General features: G+C 58.8%; 12 protein-coding genes. 3 read left to right on the top strand and 9 right to left on the bottom strand.

Annotated features, from left to right (window positions below; all coding sequences use genetic code 11):
• Position 1 precedes the first annotated feature (1 nt).
• Genes E4021_RS03610 through E4021_RS03620 form a run of 3 tightly spaced genes read right to left on the bottom strand, consistent with a single transcriptional unit; the run spans position 2 to position 2,190 of the window.
• Positions 2-1,054 (bottom strand): XdhC family protein, encoded by a 1,053-nt coding sequence (locus E4021_RS03610; RefSeq protein ID WP_136456538.1) that lies wholly within the window; start codon positions 1,052-1,054, stop codon positions 2-4.
• Positions 1,038-1,628 carry a nucleotidyltransferase family protein gene (locus E4021_RS03615; protein ID WP_136456539.1) on the bottom strand — a complete coding sequence of 197 codons (591 nt, stop codon included), beginning with the start codon at positions 1,626-1,628 and terminating at the stop codon, positions 1,038-1,040. The genes E4021_RS03610 and E4021_RS03615 overlap by 17 nt, the downstream gene beginning before the upstream one ends.
• Position 1,629: 1 nt before the next feature.
• Positions 1,630-2,190, bottom strand: coding sequence for a hypothetical protein (locus E4021_RS03620; protein ID WP_136456540.1), 561 nt, complete (start codon positions 2,188-2,190; stop codon positions 1,630-1,632).
• Positions 2,191-2,270: 80 nt separating this feature from the next.
• On the opposite strand from E4021_RS03620, the gene E4021_RS03625 reads away from it, so the two are divergent.
• Entirely contained in the window at positions 2,271-3,128 is an 858-nt protein-coding gene (locus E4021_RS03625) for a YitT family protein (RefSeq protein WP_136456541.1), read from the top strand.
• Positions 3,129-3,147: 19 nt separating this feature from the next.
• On the opposite strand, the gene E4021_RS03630 is transcribed toward E4021_RS03625, so the two are convergent.
• The 3 genes from E4021_RS03630 to pgi all read right to left on the bottom strand — a co-directional run bounded on the left by E4021_RS03630 (position 3,148) and on the right by pgi (position 8,010).
• On the bottom strand, positions 3,148-5,256 hold the full coding sequence (locus E4021_RS03630; RefSeq protein WP_136456542.1) for an alpha-glucuronidase family glycosyl hydrolase: 2,109 nt from the start codon (positions 5,254-5,256) through the stop codon (positions 3,148-3,150).
• Between the two features lie 105 nt (positions 5,257-5,361).
• The gene (locus E4021_RS03635; protein WP_136456543.1) at positions 5,362-6,228 is read right to left on the bottom strand and encodes a mechanosensitive ion channel family protein; all 867 of its coding nucleotides are present in this window, start codon (positions 6,226-6,228) and stop codon (positions 5,362-5,364) included.
• A gap of 129 nt (positions 6,229-6,357) precedes the next feature.
• Positions 6,358-8,010, bottom strand: coding sequence for a glucose-6-phosphate isomerase (pgi, locus tag E4021_RS03640; protein WP_136456544.1), 1,653 nt, complete (start codon positions 8,008-8,010; stop codon positions 6,358-6,360).
• Between the two features lie 189 nt (positions 8,011-8,199).
• Between pgi and E4021_RS18010 the strand changes: the two genes are divergently transcribed.
• Both E4021_RS18010 and E4021_RS03650 read left to right on the top strand, forming a co-directional pair.
• On the top strand, positions 8,200-9,537 hold the full coding sequence (locus tag E4021_RS18010; protein WP_168797455.1) for a fasciclin domain-containing protein: 1,338 nt from the start codon (positions 8,200-8,202) through the stop codon (positions 9,535-9,537).
• Between the two features lie 357 nt (positions 9,538-9,894).
• Positions 9,895-12,771, top strand: coding sequence for a WD40/YVTN/BNR-like repeat-containing protein (locus tag E4021_RS03650; RefSeq protein WP_136456545.1), 2,877 nt, complete (start codon positions 9,895-9,897; stop codon positions 12,769-12,771).
• A gap of 16 nt (positions 12,772-12,787) precedes the next feature.
• Here the strand turns inward: E4021_RS03650 and E4021_RS03655 are convergent, their stop codons facing one another.
• The 3 genes from E4021_RS03655 to E4021_RS03665 all read right to left on the bottom strand — a co-directional run bounded on the left by E4021_RS03655 (position 12,788) and on the right by E4021_RS03665 (position 21,754).
• Positions 12,788-13,960 (bottom strand): zinc-dependent alcohol dehydrogenase, encoded by a 1,173-nt coding sequence (locus E4021_RS03655; protein WP_136456546.1) that lies wholly within the window; start codon positions 13,958-13,960, stop codon positions 12,788-12,790.
• Positions 13,961-14,078: 118 nt separating this feature from the next.
• Entirely contained in the window at positions 14,079-16,460 is a 2,382-nt protein-coding gene (locus tag E4021_RS03660) for a BamA/TamA family outer membrane protein (RefSeq protein WP_136456547.1), read from the bottom strand.
• On the bottom strand, positions 16,460-21,754 hold the full coding sequence (locus E4021_RS03665) for a translocation/assembly module TamB domain-containing protein (protein ID WP_136456548.1): 5,295 nt from the start codon (positions 21,752-21,754) through the stop codon (positions 16,460-16,462). Before E4021_RS03665 ends, E4021_RS03660 begins: the two co-directional genes overlap by 1 nt.
• Positions 21,755-21,861 lie beyond the last annotated feature (107 nt).

The following is a 21,861-nucleotide window of genomic DNA, read 5'->3' on the forward strand; positions in this document are numbered from 1 at the left end:
ATCAATAGCGGGCGTGGATGGTGCCGGGCTTGTGCTTCAGCGAGGTACCCGGCCTTTCCCGGAACACGCGAATAATCTCGGCCACCACGGCTACGGAAATTTCTTCCGGCGTTTCCGCTCCGATGTCCAGACCGATAGGAGAAAAGAGTCGACCGTACCCCATCAGGTCCAGGCCGGTGGCTTCCCGCAGTTCCGCATCCATTTTCACGGTACGCTTCCGCGGCCCCAGCAATCCCAGGTAGCGGGGTGATTTGGGCAGAAATACCTGCAGCATCTCCTGGTCGCGGACATAATCGTGCGACATGCACGCTACCGCGGTGTAGTCGTCGACCGGCAGGTCGCCCGCCTGCCCGTAATCGCAAAGGGCATCGGCCACGGCGGCCAGTTCTGCGGTAAACTTGCGGCGCGTGCCGATCACGCTGCTACGCCAGCCAAGGTGGCGGGCCGTGGTGACGAGCGGAAGAATATCGTAATTGTCGCCCACCACGATCAGATGCAGTTCCGGGTGCAGGCGCTCGTACAAACGCTGCCACCGGCGGCCCTCGGCGTCGGTTTCCTCGCGGATTACGCTTCGCCCCCCCGGCAGGGCAACGGTGTCATCCGGCACTTCACGCAGACGACCGTCCAGGGTTTCCCCGGGGGGCGCGCTGACGGTCTGCACCAATACCTTCGGTTCGCGGATGCCGGTACGGGCGCGGAGTACTTCGATCTGGTTGCTCGGGTCTTCGACGTCGAGGGGGACGAACAGTACGTCAATGCGTCCGTTGCAGCCCAGTCCGATGCCAATTTCCCTATCCTCCCCATCCAGTGTATCGTATACCCGCTTCGAAGGGCGGGCCTGGTGGATGGCCCGCTGGGCGCGGCGCAAGGCGTCGCCCTCCAGGCAACCACCGCTGATGCCACCGGTGTAGCGGCCATCGGCTCCGACCAAAAGGCGGGCCCCGATCCGCCGGTAGGAGGAACCCTCAACACTCACCACCGTAGCCAGGGCACTTGGGGTACCCGCCGCGGTAAGGTCGTCGTAGAGGGCAATGATGTTACGAATCTCCTTCATGGCGGTGGTAGTCTTCCATTGTATCGATGTCGAACACGGTGAACGCCGGTGTCAGCCGCTGAATACCAACGTCCATGGCGTTGAGGAGTTGCCCGGCACCCGCGTCCCCGCCCAAGTGGCGCAGGGTGGCAAAATGAGAGGAGGGAAAGACGGCCGGCACGCCGGCGCGTTGACCGTAGTCCGTGGCGACAATCTCCCCGGTCCGTGCCGCGTGCTCCAGCAACTCCTGTAAGTAGTTCGTATCAACCGCCGGCTGGTCGGCCAGCATAATGAGCAGATGGGTGTAGATCTGGTCGGTGCGGTCGGTGAGACAGACGGCCGCCGCACGAATACTGGAGCCCAAACCCTCGGTGTAAAGGGGATTATCTATCCAGCTGACGTCCAATTCTTTGAGTTGCTGTACTATTTGCGTTTTTTCGGCACCTACTACTACGTAGGTATCTGTATTCGGACAAGCGCGTGCCTGCCGTATGGCGTGTCCCAGCAAGGTGGTATCGCCCCAGGGAAGCAGTTGCTTGGGGCGCCCCATTCGACGGGACTGCCCCGCCGCCAGAATGACCACGGCGGCTTTCATATCACTGGCGGATTAGGATGATCTCCTCAATCGGCGTTTCGGCGGGAACCCCCGCACCGGAGGCGGACGGCGCGTAGGCACCCAGCTGGTAGCTGAGCCAATCCGGTCCCTTGATCACGGGCCGGCCGGCCACGGTGCTCGGGGCTGGCAATTTACCCAGGCGCTCCACGAGTTCGCCATAGGTATTACCGACGCGCAGGCCATCGCGGGTGACCACGTCGGACGAAGTGATGTGGATGGCGGAAATGAAGCGGTCACCGCGGTCGACTAGCAGGTAGGCCAGCGTATCCTGCCGGCGGCCGGTAAGAAAATACCGGTCGAAGGTTTGGTCGCCCACCGTAAGGACCCCGGCCTCCCGCAGCGATTCGGTCTGGGGCAGGGCCATTCCCGGACTCAGGTCGAGGAAGCTGCTGTCGGCGATTTCGTATGGGTCATCGGCATCGACGTCATATATCGCGGTATTGCCGGCATTAGGGTTTTCGACCGGACGGGTCTCAGGGGTAGTCGGCGGGGAGTCCGAACACCCTAGCAGAAAGATGACCGGCAGCGCGTATCGAATCATAGCTTTACTTTAAAGTTACCGCAATCCCAGGCAATGATAGTACTATCGTGCGGATCTTTGTTTTTCAGCCCCTACCGCCTATGACCCTTCTTGCCCGGCTTCGCATCGTCGATATTTCCCTCATCGTCCTGGGCGTTTTCCTGGCCGCCTTCGGTCTGGAGGGTTTTCTGTTGCCCAATCAGTTTATCGACGGCGGGGTGACGGGCATTTGTTTGCTGGTGTCTCAGGTGACCGGCCTGCCGCTGGCCTTGCTGCTGATCGTGATCAACCTGCCCTTTTTGTATTTGGCCGGACAGGTCATCGGCCGCAAGTTTGCCATCAAGACCGCCATGGCGATCTTCCTGCTGGCGCTTGTGGTCTACTTCGTACACTTTCCCCAATTGACCAACGACACCTTGCTGGTATCGGTCTTTGGTGGCTTTTTTCTTGGAACCGGGATCGGCCTGTCGATGCGCGGCGGCAGTGTATTGGACGGCACGGAGGTACTGGCCATTTACCTTAGCCGTCGGATCGGGGCCAAGGTGAGCGACTGGGTCATTCTCATCAACGTTATCATCTTCCTCACCGCTGCCATGCTGTTATCGGTCGAACAGGCATTGTACAGTGTGCTTACCTACTTCGTGGCTTCGAAGGCGCTGGACTTCATCATTGACGGGGTAGAGGAATACACGGGCATTTTCATCATCAGCCCCCTCAACGACGAAATCCGGACGGCATTGATCAGCCAGGTCGGTTGCGGGGTGACGCAGTTGCGTGGCCAGGGTGGTTTCGGGCTACCCGACGATGCCCCGGACCGGCAGATTCTGTACGTGGTGGTGACCCGGCTTGAAATTTACCGCCTGCTCAAGGTGGTGCGCGGCATTGACGAGCACGCTTTCATTACCATGAACAGCATCAACGACGTGCACGGCGGTATGGTGAAGCGGCGCAAGATTTAGGATACCGGATCGGACTGGCCTACCACTGCGGACGGATGCCAGGCGCGTAGGGATAATCCAGCGACCGGTAATGGTCCACATCGTGTGGCGGGGGTGTCACCCCATCCGGAAAAGGCCGCTGTGCGAACGTCTGAAAGTAGGCCAGACAGGCATTTTTCCACCATTCGGCTTCCCGTTGCTGGATGGTGAGATACTGGCTGACCTCAGCGTGCCGCTCCGGATCGATTTCCCCTTCAAGCGCAGCCCATTTGATGGCCAGCCATTCCGTGCCGTCCACTCCGGCCTGGTACCGGTAGCAGAGTTCTTCCCAGAGGGTGTTGCCATTATCCATCTGGAAGTCCCAGGGCAGGTGATGGAACCACAGGAGATATTCCGGCGGGCAGGTCTCGGGGTCGGCGAATTTGGCCCGCACCTCCGGGGCGTACTGGGCCACGGCGTTGCTACCGGTGACGGTTCGGTCAAACCCGATCCCGGCGCTGTCCGCCCGGTGATAATACGCAGGGTTCCATTCCGGGCGGGAAAGGTCAGACACCCAGGGTCCGGGGCCGTAATGGTGACCGGTGGCCATGAGGTGGTGCAAACCGAGCGGCGTCATGTAATTGACGCAGATCTCCCGGGAGGTAATGAGCATCTCAGTGATCGTACTGCGCACCTTGCTCTCTGGTCGGTAGGTCATGGCGGCCCATTCGTCGTAGATGCGCTCCGGGCCAAGGGCGGGGTCCCAGGCCAGCCGTCCGAAAGCGTACCAGTCGGCCTGGCCGAAGGGGTGGCCGGTCCAGTTGCGCGCGGTACCGACGTTGCTCACGCCGGCAAGCCCCGACACGGTGGAAGCCACGGTGGTTCCGGGACCGTTTTGCCGGGTATCCGCCTGCAGCACTTCGGAGAAGAGGGGCGCCAGGCCGACCAGGTGGGTGCCTTGTCCCAGGTATTCTTTCGTGATCTGGAGTTCGAGCAGCAGGGGTGTTTCCGGAGTGGCGCCGAACAGGGGGCTAAAGGGTTCACGTGGCTGAAAGTCGATGGGTCCGTTTTTGACCTGCACCATCACGTTGTCCCGAAATTTGCCATCCAGGGGTACGAATTCCTCGTAGGCCTGGGCGGCGCGGTCGGCTTCGGGATCGCTGTTGTAGACGAAGGCGCGCCACATGACGATCCCGCCGTAGGGGGCCAGGGCGTCGGCGAGGACATTGGCCCCCTCGGCGTGGCTGCGGCCGTATTCCCGGGGGCCGGGCTGTCCTTCACTGTTGGCCTTCACGACGAATCCGCCAAAATCGGGAATATGCTCATAGATTTCTCGCGTCTTCTCCGCCCACCAGGCAATCACCGCAGGGTCCAGTGGATCGGCGGTCTCCAATCCACCCAGTTCGACGGGGGCACTGAAGCGCGCCGTGAGGTAGAGTCTGACACCGTAGGGCCGGAAAACGTCCGCCAGGGCGGCGGCCTTTTCCAGGTAATCTTCGCGGAAGATGAGCGAATTGGCGTTGACGTTGGTCACTACGCTGCCGTTGATACCCACTGAGGCGCACGCCCGGGCATAATCGGTGTACCGGGGGTCAAGGACGTCGGGTAGCGTGTGCCAGTTGAAAATGGAGAAGCCCGCGTAGCCGCGCTCCACGGTACCGTCCAGATTATCCCAGTGGTTCAGGATGCGGAGTTCCTTGGCGGGCGTTTCCAATAGATCCAGGCCCTTTAGGTCCGCTTCCGTTTGTAGCAGACGTAGCAGGTGAAACGTCCCGTACAGAAATCCAACATTGCTGGATGCTGCCAGTTCCAGTTGGCCGTCCCGTTGGCGCAGACGATAACCCTCCCGCGCTACCTCATCCTCCCCTACCCTTTTCCATCTGAGTCCACCGGCAGCGCCAGACGTACCAACGCTAATTCGGGCGGGAGTAAGCTCTACCCCGAGCAGTCCGCGCAATCCATTGCGTAACTCCAATAAAGAAGCGGCCAGCGTGGCCTGGGTGGTATCCACGTCGGGGCCGATGGATAGTTGCCCTAATTGGGCGCGGTAGGCGCTGCCGAGGGCAGTATTCTGGATCGGATCGTAGCGAAGCCACAATCGGTAGCCATCCTCCGCCTGCAGGCTCAGGGTAGACAGACCAAAACAAAAAAGCAGGAGTAGTAGGCGCATAGTAATCGTTCAGTTACGTAACGGTAAGTTACCGTAACCGATGGAAATGCCTAGGTAACTGACCACAGTGATTACCCAGGTGCAAAACACTACCGCGGAGCAGAGCTATTTAGGCTTATGCGAGCTGACGTAGCTGAAAACCTGGCGCACCACGCGCCGCTTGATGTCGCGCTGGCGGGCCCGGTCGAGACTTTTGAGGCGGAACTGAAACTTGAGTTCCATGAAATCCTTTTTCACCTCGACGATCTTGAGCAGGTAGGAATCTTCTTCGATCACTTCAGCGTATTCGGCGATACTCTCGGTGAGTTCCTTTTCCAGCGTATCCACATTATGGATAGCCCGGATGTCCATTTCAAAGTCGATACTGAGCAGCCGTACGTCGCGGCGGGTGTAGTTGATGATTTCGTTAGAGTACACCTTGCCGTTAGGCAGGATCACTACGTCGTCGTTGTCGTTGAGCAACTTCACCTTCAAGAGCCCGATGTCCGCCACCCGCCCCCGGTAGGTATAGAAGCGCACGTAGTCGCCCACTTCAAACACATCGGTAAAGCTGTAGTAAATGCCCACGATCAGGTCGTTCACGAAATCCTTGCTCACGATCGCGATCGCCGCCGCCACAATGCTCAGGGAGGTAAACAACGTCCTGAAATCGATCCCGATCAGACTGAAGATGGTGAAGATGACTACCCCACCGATAAGGAGCTTACGGATGTTTTCGACGCCGTAAATGAAGTTTTTGGCACCCCGGCGCTTGGCGTAATTCTGTTGCTGGTAGAGCCACTTGATGAAGCGGGTGATCACGTTGAGCACCGCCACGGTCATGAGGAAATACAGCAGGATCCGCCAGAACTCTGGGCGCCCTTCCAGCCACCGCAGCCGCTCGTCGAACTGGATGAGGTATATCCCGCCGATGATCACCGAAAGCTCGAAAAAAAGAAACAGGAGGGTACCCGCGAGGCTGCGATCCTTCATGTAGCAATACGTTGTCAGGTCCGGTGCTGCCGTGTTTCCGACGTGCACCCGCCTATGGAGCCGCAAAAGTAGCGGTGCGCCGGGGATAAGCGCACCGCTATCCTGAACTAAATAGCGGCAATTTTCAAATTACCGCCAGCCCTTGTAGGCGTTGATGAGTCCGTTCGTTGAGCTGTCGTGCGTGCTCACGGGTCCGTCGCCCTTGAGTTCCGACAAGATGGCCTTCGCGAGCTGCTTGCCCAGTTCCACGCCCCACTGATCGAAGCTGTAAATATTCCAGATGATGCCCTGCACGAATATCTTGTGTTCGTAGAGTGCGATGAGCTGCCCCAGGGTATAGGGGCTTATCTGCCGCACCAGAATGCTGTTCGTGGGCTGGTTGCCGTCGAATACCTTGAAAGGTACCAGGCGCGTGATATCCTCATCCGATTTGCCATCCGCACGCAGCTCAGCCTCTCCTTCTGCGGCAGTTTTGCCGTTCATCAGGGCTTCGGTCTGGGCGAAGAAGTTGCTCAGCAGGATCGCATGGTGATCGCCCAAAGGGTTTTGCGAGACCGCGGGTGCAATGAAATCGCAGGGAATGAGCCGTGTACCCTGGTGGATGAGTTGGTAAAAGGCGTGCTGCCCGTTGGTGCCCGGTTCGCCCCAGATGATGGGACCGGTGTTGTAATCCTCAATCGGATTGCCGTCGCGATCGACGCTCTTTCCGTTGCTTTCCATGTTGCCCTGCTGGAAATAGGCCGGGAACCGGTGCATGTACTGGTCGTAGGGCAAGATAGCCTCGGTCTCCGCATCCCAGAAGTTGGTGTACCAGATTCCGATCAGGGCCAGCTTGGCGGGCAGGTTGTCGGCCAGGGGGGCATGGCGAAAGTGCTCGTCCATGGCGTGCAGTCCGTCCAGCAGTTCGGCGAAGCGGTCGAAACCTACCGTCAGGGCTATGCTAAGGCCGATGCTGCTCGACAAACTGTAGCGGCCGCCCACCCAGTCCCAAAAGCCAAACATGTTGGCTTCGTCGATGCCGAATTCCTTCACGCCCCCGGCATTGGTACTCAAGGCCACGAAGTGCTTGGCCACCTCTTCGCTGCTTCCGCCCTGCTCGAGGAACCAGTCGCGTGCGCTGCGGGCGTTGGTCATGGTTTCCTGCGTGGTGAAGGTTTTGGAAGCCACCAGGAACAGCGTTGTTTCCGGATCGACTTTTTTCAAGACTTCGCTCAGGTGGGTGCCGTCGATGTTGGACACGAAGTATACCTCCCGTCCCTCAATCCAGTAAGGCTTAAGGGCTTCGGTGACCATAACGGGACCGAGGTCGGAACCACCGATGCCGATATTTACCACCTTCGTGAGGGGCTTACCGCTGTAACCGGTGTGCTCCCCCGAATGTATCCGGCGGGTGAAGGCCCGCATGCGGTCCAGGACCTCGTTTACCTCGGGCATTACGTCCTCACCGTCGACCAGGATGGGTTGGTTTCCGCGGTTACGCAGGGCCACGTGCAGTACGGCCCGACCTTCCGTTCCGTTGATCACCTCACCGTTGAACATCTTCTCGGTGGCTTCCTTGACACCGCATTCCTCCGCCAGGCGCAGCAGCAGGTCCATGGTTTCCTGCGTGATGATGTTCTTGGAGTAGTCCACCAGGATGTCCTCGAGTTGCTGGCTGAACCGGTCGAACCGGTCCGGGTCCTGCGCGAAGAGGTCCTTCATATGGCGCTGCTGCATTTCGTGGGCGTGCATCTCCAGTTCCTTCCAACTGAGGGTGGTGGTGGGATTCAGGTTATTGAGCATGGCGAATTCTGGTTGTGTCGTTTGGCATAGATACGTCTTGCCCTGCGATATGTGCACCACGGCGGATATGACACCACCGCCCCCCTTGGTGCCTTTTCCCGAACAACCCCTTTGTGCACACGTTCTATTAGCAACCAACACAGTGCTTTACCCCAGCACTCCTTTATTTATTTACGAAAAACCTTCAAGATGAAATCATTATTTTCAAGCCTTCTGGCGCTTTTATTGCTGCTGGCCTTTACGCCAGGTAGCGTAAGCGCGCAGACCATGTCCGACGAGTCCGACATGACCGAGTCTACCGAAATGTCTGACAAGACCATCGTAGAGCTCGCTGTTGAAACCCAAGATCTGAGTACCCTGGTAGCCGCTGTTCAAGCCGCCGGCCTCGCCGAAGCGCTGGGCGCCGAAGGAACCCTTACGGTCTTTGCCCCTACTAACGCTGCATTTGAGCAACTCCCCGCCGGTGTTCTCGATGCCCTGCTTAAACCCGAGAACAAAGAGGCTCTGGTCAATATCCTTAAGTACCACGTAGCCAGCACCCAACTTGCTTCGACTGATATCGTAGCCGGAATCGAAGAAGCCGGTGACACCGGTCTTTCCGCCACCACCATGAACGGCGACTTCACTGTCCGCAGTGAGGATGGCAATGTGATGATCGAAGATGCCATGGGTAACATGGCCACCGTTCAGCAGGCCGATATTATGGCTTCTAACGGTGTAGTCCACCTCATCGACCGTGTGCTCGTACCCTCTAACGTTGACGTAATGGCCCTCGTCGGAAACGGCGCCATGGGAATGGTCCGCGACGAACAGGAAGCCATGCGCTCCGACATGAACGACATGAAGGAGGATATGACCGCCAAGAAGGACGAAATGGCCGCTGAAATGGGCGAGATGAAAGAGGAAATGCACGCCAAGAAGGACGAGATGTCTGCCGACATGAAAGAGATGAAGGAAGACATGAAGGCCACCAAAAAGGAAATGGCCGCCGGCATGCAGGAGGACCGTACGCAGGATTACAACAGTGGCACCACCACCGCCAGTAACCGCAATATGGCCAACACTGCCAGCAATCCTAACTCCACCATCGTCGACGTTGCCAAGAACAACAGCAACTTCAGCACCCTGGTGAGCGCCCTGAAATCCGCCGAACTGGTGGACATCCTGAGCAGCAACGGTGAGTTTACCGTTTTTGCCCCCACCAACGACGCCTTTAGTGCCGTGCCCGATAGCATCACCTCCAACCTTATGCAACCTGCCAACCAGCAGAACCTGCAACAGGTACTGACCTACCACGTGCTAGCGTCGAAGGTGACCGCCGCCGACCTGATGAAAGCCATCGAGAAGTCCAAAGGGTACTTCCGCATCCAGACCATGGGTGGAGGAAGCCTGATTGCTTCCCTGAAAGATGGTAAAGTCGTCCTGACCGACGGCAACGGCGAGTTCGCCACCATCACCGACACGGATATTGAGGCCAGCAACGGCGTCATCCACGTGATCGACGGAGTACTGACCCCGCGTCAGTAACCATCCGAGCCTAACCAACAGGTATAGGGAGTGGCTACCATCTTGCGATGGTAGCCACTTTTTTCGTTTTAACCCCCATTAAATGAACATTATAGTGTTCCCACAGGCTTATACTACTGAGTAGGGGACAAGTCAACGATCGCCCCACCCCGCCATCCAAGAAAACAAGCGGAACGGTCGGGTTGCACCGCGCATGGAATATTAAGGACTTCCACATTCCTTTTGAGAGAGGCACTGTAAGCATTGAATATCACGCAGGAAGTTCTTCCACCGCAGTTTTTGACCGTCAGTACCGTTCCGCTTTTTTGACCGATGCATCACTGGCACTTACCTTGGGGGATTCCTAAAATCGCCCCGATGCCCCGTCTCCTTTTTCTTTGCTCCCTCTTCCTGCTATACGGCACCTGCGTCCGCGCCCAACAGCCGACATCAGCCGCTGACCGTTTGGCTGGCTACGAACGCCGCCTGTCCCTGCAAGAAGGTTCCCCGCTGACCGGCCTGCCCTTTACCAACATCGGACCCTCCATCATGAGCGGCCGGGTTACGGACGTGGCGGTGGACCCCGCCGACCCCACCCACTTCTACGTAGCCTACGCCAGTGGAGGCCTATGGGAAACGACCGACAACGGTAGTACCTTCTCTCCCCTCTTCCAGCAGGAGGCTGTCATGACCATCGGCGATATTGACGTACACTGGCCCAGCGGCACCATCTACATCGGTACCGGAGAGGTGAACAGCAGCCGCAGTTCCTACGCAGGCAATGGCGTGTACCGGTCCACCGACAAGGGCAAAAGCTGGTCGCATCTCGGCCTCGACGAAAGCCACCACATCGGCCGCGTGATCGTCGACCAGTCGAACCAGAATCGCCTGTGGGTAGCGGCACTGGGCCACCTGTACGGTCCCAACCCGGAGCGGGGGGTCTACCTCACCACCGACGGCGGAAAATCCTGGCAGAAGACCCTCTTTATCAACGATTCCACCGGCGTAGTAGACCTGGTACGCGACCCACGAAAGCCCAACCAACTCTTTGCGGCAGCCTGGCAACGCGAACGTAAGGCCTGGGACTTTACGGAAAGCGGGCCGGGATCCGGAATTTACGCCAGTCCGGACGCCGGTAAAACCTGGTCGTTGATCACCCGCGAAGGACAGGGATTCCCTACCGGTCAGGGCGTGGGGCGGATCGGGCTCGCCGTGAGCTACGATTCCCGGGGGCGCCGCCACCTCTATGCAAGTCTCGACAACTACTTCCTGCGCGAGGCGGAGGCACCCGACTCTACCGAACTGACCAAAAATCAACTGCGCAACATGCCCCGGGAGGATTTGCTGCGCCTGGAAACCTACCTGCTTGAGGACTTCCTGCGCTCCAACGGCTTCCCGCGCGATCTCGACGCCAAGACCGTACGCGAACGGGTGGAGAAGGGCGACCTGTCGCCGCTGCAGCTCGTGCAGTACCTTGAGGATGCCAACAGCACCCTCTTCGACACCCCCGTGAAGGGATTTGAGCTCTACCACACCACCAACGACGGCAAGAAGTGGGAGCGGACGCACGAGGATTACCTCGATGACGTCTACTACAGCTACGGATACTACTTCGGCGCACTGGCCGTCCATCCCGAGGATCCGCAAACCATTTACGCTATGGGGGTCCCGATCATCAAATCGACCGACGGCGGTAAAACCTGGGCGGGAGCCAACGGCGACAACGTCCACGCCGACCACCACTTCATGTGGATCAATCCGGCGCAGCCCAATCACCTCATCAATGGCAACGACGGCGGAGTGAATATCAGCTACAACGGGGGCAAGAGCTGGTTCAAGGCCAACGTACCGCCCGTAGGGCAGTATTACGCCGTGGCGGTCGACAACCACCCCGACGGCTACCGCGTGTATGGTGGATTGCAGGACAACGGCACGTGGCGGGGACCGCATGACTACGAGGCGAGCACCGACTGGCAACAGGACGGCAAATACCCCTACGAAGCCCTCTTCGGCGGCGACGGAATGCAGGTCGAGGTCGATCCGCGGGACAATGAGACCGCTTACGTAGGCTTCCAGTTTGGTAATTACTACCGCATCAATCCCAAGGAAGGCACCCGCACCTTCATCACGCCGAAGCACGAACTCGGGCAGCGCCCCTTCCGGTGGAACTGGCAGACGCCCATCCTGATCAGCCCTCACCAGCCCGATATTTTTTATATGGGATCGAATCACTTTCACCGCAGTTTCGACCGGGGCGATAACTTCCAGACCCTTGGCCCCGACCTGACCCGCGGCGGCCGGGCCGGTGACGTAGCCTTCGGAACGCTGACCACCATCGACGAGTCACCCCTGCGCTTTGGGCTGCTCTACGTCGGAAGCGACGACGGACTGGTTCACCGCAGCATGGACGGCGGCCAGACCTGGCAACCCCTGCAGGGCTTCGCCGACAGCCTGTGGGTAGCGCGACTCGATGCATCGCACGCCGACGAGAAAGTGGTGTATCTGGGCCTCAACGGGTACCGCGACGACAATTTCGAAAGCTACGTTTACCGCAGCACCGATTACGGAGATACCTGGACACGCATCGGTACCGACCTGCCGGCCGAACCGGTGAACGTCATCAAGGAAGACCCCCTCAATCCGGCACTCCTTTACGTAGGAACAGATCACGGACTCTACGTCAGCCTGGATACCGGGCGCACCTTTACCGCCGCCCCCAACCTGCCCGCCGTCGCCGTCCACGATGTGGTAGTGCAAGAGCAGGCGAAGGACCTCATCGTCGGCACCCACGGCCGCAGCCTTTACCGGGGTAACGTTTCGCTCCTGCAGCAGGTGGCCGGAAAGTCCACTCCGGCACTTTCCATTGCCGCGGTGGAAGACCAACGCTACTCTTCCCGTTACGGCTCAGCCAGTTGGTTTACGGACGATACTACGCCTGAGGTGACGCTTCAGGTCTACAGCCCGAGCGCGGACGCGGGTGCCACGCTCACCGTCAAAAGCGAGGATGGCGTGGTACTGACGCGGAAGCCAATCCGGCTCACGCAAGGCTTCAACACGGTGCCTTATGACCTCAGCTTTGACGCCGACAAGGCCGCGGATCTGGAAGCCCTGCTGAACAAGGATCGAAAGGACAACGAGAAGCCGGCCCGCGTGGAAGCCGCCGATAACGGGACCTTCTATCTGCGCCCCGGCAAATACACCCTGGTGGTCGAGGCGGATGGAAATTCGACCGAGGCTACCCTGACCGTCAAATAGTCGGCGGAATTCCGGATCAGGGCTTCAGCACCACCTTGATGCATCCGTCCTCCTTATCGCGGAACTTCTGGTACATCGCCGGGGCGTTCTCCAGTGGCTCGGTATGGGTGATCAGGAAGCTGGGGTCGATCTCCCCCTTCTGGATCTTGTTGAGCAGAGGTTGCATGTAGCGCTGTACGTGGGTTTGCCCCATCTTGAAAGTCAGTCCCTTGTTCATAGCCGGTCCCATGGGTATGGTGGCCATTGATCCGTACACGCCGGGTATGGACAGCGTACCCCCCTTGCGGCAGGCCATGATGGCTTGCTGCAGGACGTAAGGACGATCCGATTGCAGATGGGCGGTCTGCTTCAGGCTGTCGGCGGCGGCACTCACCATATTCGAGGCGTGGGATTCGGCACCGACGGCATCGATACAACGATCCGGGCCGCGGCCGCCCGTCATTTCGTTGAGAAGTCCGACCACGTCATCCACTTCCGAGAAGTCGATCGTCTCTACCTGGCAGTGTTCGCGGGCCATTTGCAGTCGCTCCGGCACCTGATCGATGGCGATCACCCGGCCGGCACCCATCATCCAGGCACTTTTCATGGTGAACAGACCTACTGGACCGCAGCCCCAGATGGCTACGGTATCACCCTTGTCGATCTGGGCGTGCTCCGCGGCCATGTAGCCCGTGGGGAAGATGTCCGACAGAAACAACACCTTTTCATCCGGCAGATCGCTTTCGATCTTGATCGTTCCGAGGTCGGCATAGGGTACGCGGAGGTATTCGGCCTGCCCGCCGGGTATGCCCCCCAGTAGGTGAGAATATCCATAGACCCCGGCCGGGGAGTGACCCATGGCCTTGATAGCATTCTCGGGCTTCGGATTGGAATTGTCGCACATCGAATAGAGCTCCTTTTCGCAGAACCAGCAGTGGCCGCAGGAGATCGTGAACGACACGACTACCCGATCACCTTTCTTGATGTTTTTCACCGCTGCACCAACCTCTTCGACAATGCCCATGGGCTCGTGGCCGATGATGTCACCGGCCTTCATCATGGCGATGAATCCGTCGTAAAGGTGCAGGTCGGATCCGCAAATGGCGGTTGAGGTTACGCGAATGATCGCGTCGGTAGGTTGCTCAATGCGGGGGTCGGGGTGGGTATCGACGCGGACGTCGCCCTGCCCGTGATAGGTTAATGCTCTCATGTGCCTCGTTTGCTAATATAGCACAAGGGACTAGCAATGGTTCGGTTGTAAGTCTTGTTAGGCGATGGTTATTTTACTATATAGTCCATCGCGAACTTATCTGTTGTCGCCAGGGAAATCAGAATGGATATCCAAAGGCCACCACCAGGCGCAGACTCCGGTCCACCGGATCGCCTACGAACTCCTGGGGAATCTGAAAATTAGCGACCGTTTCCTCATATGGGATCTGGAACGGTTTGGCCAGATCCAGGCGGAAGATTAAAAACGTGAGGTCGAAGCGGAAACCGATACCGTAGTTCATGGCCAGTTCGTTGAGGAATGCTTCCCGGCGGAAATCCGTATCCAAGGGCTCGGCTTCCGTCTTGTAGGTCCAAATATTGCCCGCGTCAACGAAGGCGGCCAGTTCGATGAGGGGGGTAACCTTTTGTCGGAATTCCACGCTTGTCTCCAGCAACAGGTTTCCGTAACCGCCCAGGGTGAGCAGGTTGTTGTTTTTCGGGGCGGTTCGACCCGGTCCGAGCTGCCGCGGCGCAAATCCCCGCAAGCTGTTCGGTCCGCCAATGGTGTACAGATCGAAGTAAGGGACGATGGCCCGATCGGAGATGGGATAAGCGACGCCTCCGTGCAGCCGCATCGCCAGCGTGGAGTTGCGGTTGAGGTTGTGGTAATACCGAAGATCGCTTTCCAGCTGAGGGTAAAGGCTTTGAATACGTTCACTGCGCATCAGGTCCTCGCCGAGGGGAAAGATATTGTTGAGGTTCATCGAGAGGTACTGCCGCCAGAAGAAGTTGTGCCGGTCTTCCCCGTCCAGTCGGGTATCGTAGGTGAGCGTGTAGTTCGGGGAGTAAACGATCATCCGGTCAAACCGGCTGGCGGCCGTAGCACTATTGGAGGCGTCGTTAAGCCCCAGGTTATTGGCCAGGCGCAGCACCCCTTCGTTGCTGACAACGGGGTCCTGCAGGCGGACGCTGAGGGGGTTGAAAGCGTGGGTCTTTTTGATCCTGCGCTGCCAGGTATAGCCATATTGAGCTTTGATCTGCAGCAGACTCACCGTTTCCGAGGCGCTGGGGTCACCCTCCACGATTTGCTCGAGATCATCCAGGTTGAGGTCCGCGATTTCCTGCGAGAACTTGGCCAGGGTGAGCTGCAGCCGCTCCATCTTGGCCCCCAATGAGATGACGGTCCCGCTAGTCAGGACACGGGGAATGATCTTGCGCCGTTTCGGCAACCAGAGCCGCGGCACGTTCAGGGTGGCCGTAAGACCGTAGATACCCGAACGGGGCACGCGGATGTCTTCGGTATTACCGAGGAATACTACGTAGCTGAAGTCCCCTTCCAGCTTGAAGAGCTCCGCGCCCCGCAGGAGGTTGCGGTTCGTATAGGCAAGGCGAACGTTGGGGCCGACGTAACGGGCACTGTTATAGGTCAGGCCCACTTCCCCTTCGATGCGGCGGCGAGGCAAGGGCTCCATGTAAGCGTTCAGGACTAGCGTGGAATCGGATCCGGGCACTTCCTCGTAGTCGAGGCTGATGTAGCGAAAGGTGTTGTAGCTGGCCAGTCTCCGCAGCGTTTTCCGGTGCCGGTCGGGGTCATAGAGCAGTCCGCTTTCCACCGCGAAGCCCTCGTCCAGGATCTTCGGGCGCAGGGGACATTCGGCGCAGTGGATGGTCAGGCCTCCTACTTCGTAAACTGGCATGGCGGCCCGGCTGAGGGTATCGGTCACGTTCACGTTGGGGTAGACGTGAATATCCACTATCCGCTGAGGTTTGAGGTGTTCGACGGGTACATCCGTCTTTATTTTGGCCAGCATCTTTACCTCCCGGTCGCCCTGCACGGTATCCGCCAGAAACAGAAAATCGTTGGCATTGGCGTAGAAGTAGCCCTGCTGCTTGAGAATCTGCTGCCACCTTTGCCGCTCCGCCTTAATAGCGTCAAGATCGTATTGGTCGCCGGGGGAAAGCAGGCTTTCCTGCTGCACGCTGTCCAGGATGCGCGCCACGCTGGAATCGCTCCAGAAGTGCCGCACGGTGTCGAGAGAATAGGGGCTGTTGACCGTGATGGTGTAGTCCACGCTTACTTCCCGGTCCTGCTCACTGGTGTCGACCGTGTAGCTCGCCTCGTGCTCAAAGTAGCCGTTGTTGGCCGCTCGGTTTTCCAGCAGGTTGGTCAAGCCTTCCGCCACCGTCTCCCGGAAAAAAATGGGTTCTTCCCCTTTCGTTTCGTCGGGGTCGTCGGCATACTTCTCCGGCTTCTTCGCTTTCTTCTCCTCGAATTTGTAGTAGCGCCAGATGTTGCGGTAGCCGATCAGGGGTATCTTCTGGTTGGTATTCTGGTCGAGTACGGCCGTCAGTTCGGTTTCAAGTTGGGCCACGTCCACGCTGTCGGGGGCCTCGACGGAGACCGAAGCTCCGCGGTACAGGTATTCACCGGGCGGCAGGAAGCGGGTGACATTACACCCCATGGTAGTGATGGCGGTCAGAATCAGTAGTAGTCGCCCCATTATGGATTCGTTTTTTTCGGGCTCCAGAACAGCCGGTCAAATTCCTTGCTGAAGGTCAGCCGGCCTCCGTAGCGCAACACGTTGCCCCCGATGAGCACGTCGCGGTCGCGGTCGTTGAAAAACTTGAGTCGGAAGGTACCATCGGCATCGATGAGGTATTCCGCGGTGATATTGTCGAGGTAGGTCTGGGAAGTACCGGCGAGCTCGTCGGAATCGTTGCCCGCCACGCCGTCCACGCTGATGACCACGCGATCGTCGAAGAGCGTCTTGCGCAGACTCACCCGCAGGTTGGTATTGGTGGTACCGTCCGTATCCTGGTAGCTGTCCAGCCCGAAATCGAGGTCAACAAATCCGACGTACTGGTCGGCCAGGTTATTGAGGTAGCCACCCAGGGCACTATTCAGGGTAGTGTTGGCCAGACTGGTGCCGTCTCCCCCACCCTGGTCGATCAACGGAATGTTAAACCCGCCGAATGCCAGCAGTTGGAATGCCGTAGTGGTCAACCGACTATCGTCCTGCCGCAGCGTCGACAGGGCGTCGTTCACGGAGCTCAAACCGAGGTTGCCGTAGGCGTCTTCGGGGTATACGACGTTGGTGGTCAGGTTGCTGGACTGCAGGTCGCCGTTCAGGCCGATGATTACGTAAAAGGTCTGCTTACGGCGCAGGCTGGCCGCATCGCCGGTTGACCCGCTCATTGCCTCCACCAGCGGTAGCGGTGATGTCGAGACCTGGTGGCGGATCGTGAGGTCCAGTATCGGGTTTTCGATTTCCCCGTTGAATACGACGTTACTGCCCGGTACGATGGTAAATTCCTTATTGATGACTTGGTACACGAAGTCGTAGGTGCCCTGCACCAGTTCCACCCGGCCGGTCGCCTCTTGGCTGCCGTCGGGATTGATTTTGAGGGTGAGGTTGCCCTCGGCCCGACCGGTGAACGTTTGCCCGGTTACCGGGTCGACTACTACCGTCACGCGAAGATTGGGTTGCACCTCCAGGTTCAGCGTTAGATCCAGTCCGGTGCGGGAACTGGTCAGGCTGTCGGACTGAATCATCGTATCGCGCCGCAGGATATCCGCCCACTGGTATTCTTCCTCGAATTCAACGATGCCTTCCACGTCTACCAGTCCCTGACTGGCAACGGTGTAGATGTAGGTGATGTCCGATCCCTCGTTCGTGGTGGCGTCTACCTCAATGACCGGCAGCGTGGCCGTACCGCTGATGTCCACCCGCGCGTCGACCGACATGAATCCGTAGTAGTCGGGGTTATCGTCCTCGGTGGAGTTGATGGCCGTGAAATCCTCGGCCGTAACCAGCATATTAAGCCGGATGTCGTCAAGGGCGTTAATCGTAATGTTCCCGCTCAACTCCGCCTCGTTGCCCTGGGTATCGTAGATGCTCAGACCATTGGAGAAAGTGATGCGCTGATCCTCGAAGACAATGGGGTTCTCGCCCAGGCGAAAGCGTTCGCCCAGCAAGCTGATGATGAGGCTGGCCTCGTTGAACGACAGCCGGCCGTCCATGCGGGGATCCAGGATGGTACCGGCAAGGGCAATTTGCCCTTCCAGAAAACCCTCCGTGTCCTGCAGGTAGCCCAGGCTGAATGGCTCGGCACTCTTGAGTTGGAGGGCGTTCACGTCCACCATCAGGTCCATGGGTCCATTGAGCGCGTACGTTCCCGTCACCTCTACGTCGTTGCCCGCGTCGGTCAGTCCGATATCCATCGAGTACACCTGTTCGTTGTCAGTGGTCACCTGGGCCGTTACGTCGCCAAGCAGGGTTCCGCTCCAGGCCAGGCTGTCGATCGTCAGGTCGGTACGGATGCCCAGGTTGGTGAGGGCATTGTCCAGCCCCACGGTTCCATTCAGGGTACCGGCGGCCGTCTCTTCTTCGGAAAAGATCAACCGGCTGGGCGTGCGCAGGTTGAAGTCGTTAAAGGTGATCACCACGTCGTTCGGCTCTACGGTTTCGGCCCGCATCGACTGGTTCCCGCGACGCAGGGCGACGTCCCGGACTATCAGACTCGTGTCGTACAGCAGAATCTGATTATCCGCCGGGACCGTCCATGTATCGAAGTTCAGGATCTGTTCCTCTTCTAGACTCACCATCAGCGTATCCCCGGCCTGGTCGATGTAGGTGCCCAGGTAATGCCGCAGGCTGTCCTCCTCGGTGTAAAGCTTGAGCTCGACCAGCAGGCGGTTGTCCACCGTTTCCCCGCTGATCACGGTCCGCCCCAGCTCCAGATTACCGTTCACGTTGATGTCTTCCCAGTCGGCGTTGAAATTCAGGGCGGCGGTATCCCCCACCGTCTTGAAGGTCAGGCTGCGGGCTTCGAGTCCGGCGTATACGATCTCGGGCACGTCCAGGTTGATGAGCAACTCCGGGGCCGCGTCGCGGTACAGGAGCGAAAAGTTGAGCGGTGAAAGCTGGGTTAGGCCCGGTACCAGACCACTGGTGAGTACCTGGGGCCGTTTGAGATTGAAGGCCACGTCTACCCGGTTACCGTGCTCCACCGGGTTTGGTTGGCGCAGACTTTCATCCCAGTAGGCCACGATAAACTGCACCATTTCCTGGGGGGTCTTGAGCGGGTCGAAGTAGCCGAGCACTTCTCCGTCCATCACGTCGGAACGGATATAGATCTGGTTGTCCCAGTCGTGCATCGCGGCGGTGAGCAGCAGACTGTCCACGTAGCTGCTACCGTCTTCTCCGCGCAGGACGACATCGTCCAGGCGGACGATGGCATCCAGGTCGTAGGGGTCGATGCCCTCGGTACGGGCCACGATGTTTCCGGAGACCGCCAGCGGAACCTGGGTCAGTTGCCACTGCTGCAATTCGATTCGGTCTACGCTAACCAGGGCTTCGGCAAACACCGTGCTATCGGCATTGATAATGTAACGTGCGCTTCCATCTGCCTTAAAGTCGGGGTGCATAAGGTCAAATTCCGCCGAATACCGATTATCGGTCACCAGCGCGGTAAGGTCGAGCAGGCTGTCGCCATCCGTTTCCGCCACGAATGCGTCGATGGCCAGGTCCATGGCCGGTTCCAGCTGTCCGGTCACTTCCGCCCGGATGTCGAGGGGGCCCAGGCCAAGGTTGAGCAGTGTATCGCGTAGGGGCCCCGTAAATAGATCGGGTACGCTCACGTTGGTCAAATCGGCCCTGACGTTGAGGTCCTCCGGACTGTAGCGCCCCTCCAGGTTCCAGTTGCCGTTGGAGGTCTGCAGCGGCACGTTGAAGGTCAGATCGGTAAGTGAACCGGATATGCGGGCGTTCTGAACCCGCAGACTCGGCAGATTCAGGTTAGCCGGTATCATACTGTCGGGCAGGATGGAGCGTATATCGGCGATGTTGATGCCCAAATCACTTACTTCCAGATCAAGCGAAAGGTTGTCGGGGTCGGTGGCGTTGCGGATGTTTCCGTTGATGCGGGCGTAGGTACTGTCGCCCGGCAGGTTGAGCCGGAGGTTGACGTCCAGGTTTTCGATCGGTCCGCGTACCGACCCGCTCCCCCGCACGTAGTTGGGCAGCGTGTAATCTTCGGGAAGGGTTCCCGGAGGAACGTAGGCCAGGATGGTAGCACGGGTCGCCAGCAGGGTGTCGAGTCGCACATCGAGGCGGGTGCGGGGATAGGTCGTCACGCCGTTGATCACACCGCTGGTCCGAACGCGGCTGTTCAGTCCATTGCCGAATACCCGATTCTCCAGGGCGTAAAGGTCCAGCTCAAGGCGTTCGTTAGCGTAGCTGGCCCGACCTTCGGCGACGATCCGTTGGGGCCAGTCGATATCGGGGGGCAGGGTGCCGCGGGGCAACAAGGGCAGCAGGGGCCCCGGCACGAGACTGAATTCCCGGAGTACGAGCGTGCCACCAGCTTGTTGAGGGTCGAGGATATTAGTGGCCCGTCCGCTGGCGCGCACTTTCACGCCGGGTCCGTCGAGTTCAATGCGCCCGATTTCCATATTTGCGGCGGTGCCCGTAGCCTGGACGCTAAAGGTGATGTTTTGCGCCATATTGCCGGCGATTACCCGCTCGTTGGCTAGTTCCGGTACCAGCAGCGCAATGTCGCGCATGCCCAGGTAGCCTTCCAGCCGGGCGCGTGCCACCAGTTCCTCGAGGTTCGCGGCGGCGAAGTCGTAATTGATAGCGGTATTCCCGCTGCGTAATTCACTGTGGTTGGTCCGCAGCAGGAAGTCCGTTAGGCCGAGGTAGGTCGGCGAGTATTCGATCGTTCCCTCGGTGCGTTGTACCTCCAGTCCGCTCCTTTCCTTGGCTTGCAGTTGGCGCAGACGCAGGTGCAGGGAATCCACCAAATAGCTGATATCGGTGGCTTCGGCCTCGACGTCCGTAAGGGCCAAATGGTTGTAGTCCAGGCCCGGGCCCTCCAGGGCCGGAAGCGGCGTGTCCATGGTAAATCCGAAATTCCGGACCTGAAATAATTCCCCCTGAAAGGCAATGGAGTCGCCTACGGTCATGTCGGCTCCTTCAAGGTTGACGTACGGCAGCGCGGTGGTGATCTCGAGACTGTCCATAGACAGGTCGAAGTTGCTCTCAGATAGGGTGACGCGGCCGGCCCGTAAGCCGAACGGCGCCGTCTCGGTGGCGGTAGTATCTACCGGCACGCTGCTTTCTCCGATAGCCACGGCGGCATCGGCACCCTCCAGTTCCAGGTAATCCAGACCAAAATCCATCGTATTCAAATCCGCCGCGTCGATCTCCCCGGCCAGGCGGCGGGCGGTGACGTCGGCCCGGATTCCCATCGGGTCATCTTGGTAGTAAATGTCTGCGTTGGTGAGCAGCAGACTGGCCCCATCGAGGTCGATCAGCCAGCCGCCGGAAGTATTGGCTACTGAATCGGCTTGCGGACTGTTCTCCATCGCCAGGGTATCCACCTGGGGCAGAAAGGCATCGAGCAGGAACTGAATGTTGCTGGTTGAGTCCGTGGTCACGACGTTGGCGTACACATCGTTGATGGTGATTTCGTTGATGTCGACGGTGGACCGGATAAGCCCCCACATATCCATCCCGACTCCCAGGTAGCCGAGGCGGGCAATGGTATCACCGTCCGGGTTATTGACGTAGACGTCTTCCACCTCGAGGCGATTGGGAAACTGCAGGGAGAGGTCGCCGATACCCACGTCGGAGCCGAGGGTGGATCGGGCTATTTTTTCTACCTCCTGGGTGATGCGGCTCTGGACGAAAGGGAGCTGGATCAGGAGAAAAATGAGTACCAGGAGTCCGAGGATCGAAACTACCAGCCAGAAAATGAAACGTCCTAGTTGTTTACCGATGCTTGCAGCCAATTGGGGTAGTATTAATCCAGTCGTATAGATTAGCGTAACGGCTGGGCAAAATTGGTGTTCGCTTTAGGCTCACTTCCAAACACAGCTTGCCGATGGCGCGACACAAC

The sequence above is a fragment of the Neolewinella litorea genome (genome assembly GCF_004803465.1).
Classification (GTDB): Bacteria; Bacteroidota; Bacteroidia; order Chitinophagales; family Saprospiraceae; genus Neolewinella; species Neolewinella litorea.

Coding starts and splice junctions, on each gene's coding strand:
- E4021_RS18010 (WP_168797455.1), top strand. CDS start 8,200: ATGAAATCATTATTTTCAAGCCTTCTGGCGCTTTTATTGCTGCTGGCC.
- E4021_RS03660 (WP_136456547.1), bottom strand. CDS start 16,460: ATGGGGCGACTACTACTGATTCTGACCGCCATCACTACCATGGGGTGT.
- pgi (WP_136456544.1), bottom strand. CDS start 8,010: ATGCTCAATAACCTGAATCCCACCACCACCCTCAGTTGGAAGGAACTG.
- E4021_RS03615 (WP_136456539.1), bottom strand. CDS start 1,628: ATGAAAGCCGCCGTGGTCATTCTGGCGGCGGGGCAGTCCCGTCGAATG.
- E4021_RS03650 (WP_136456545.1), top strand. CDS start 9,895: ATGCCCCGTCTCCTTTTTCTTTGCTCCCTCTTCCTGCTATACGGCACC.
- E4021_RS03610 (WP_136456538.1), bottom strand. CDS start 1,054: ATGAAGGAGATTCGTAACATCATTGCCCTCTACGACGACCTTACCGCG.
- E4021_RS03630 (WP_136456542.1), bottom strand. CDS start 5,256: ATGCGCCTACTACTCCTGCTTTTTTGTTTTGGTCTGTCTACCCTGAGC.
- E4021_RS03635 (WP_136456543.1), bottom strand. CDS start 6,228: ATGAAGGATCGCAGCCTCGCGGGTACCCTCCTGTTTCTTTTTTTCGAG.
- E4021_RS03655 (WP_136456546.1), bottom strand. CDS start 13,960: ATGAGAGCATTAACCTATCACGGGCAGGGCGACGTCCGCGTCGATACC.
- E4021_RS03620 (WP_136456540.1), bottom strand. CDS start 2,190: ATGATTCGATACGCGCTGCCGGTCATCTTTCTGCTAGGGTGTTCGGAC.
- E4021_RS03625 (WP_136456541.1), top strand. CDS start 2,271: ATGACCCTTCTTGCCCGGCTTCGCATCGTCGATATTTCCCTCATCGTC.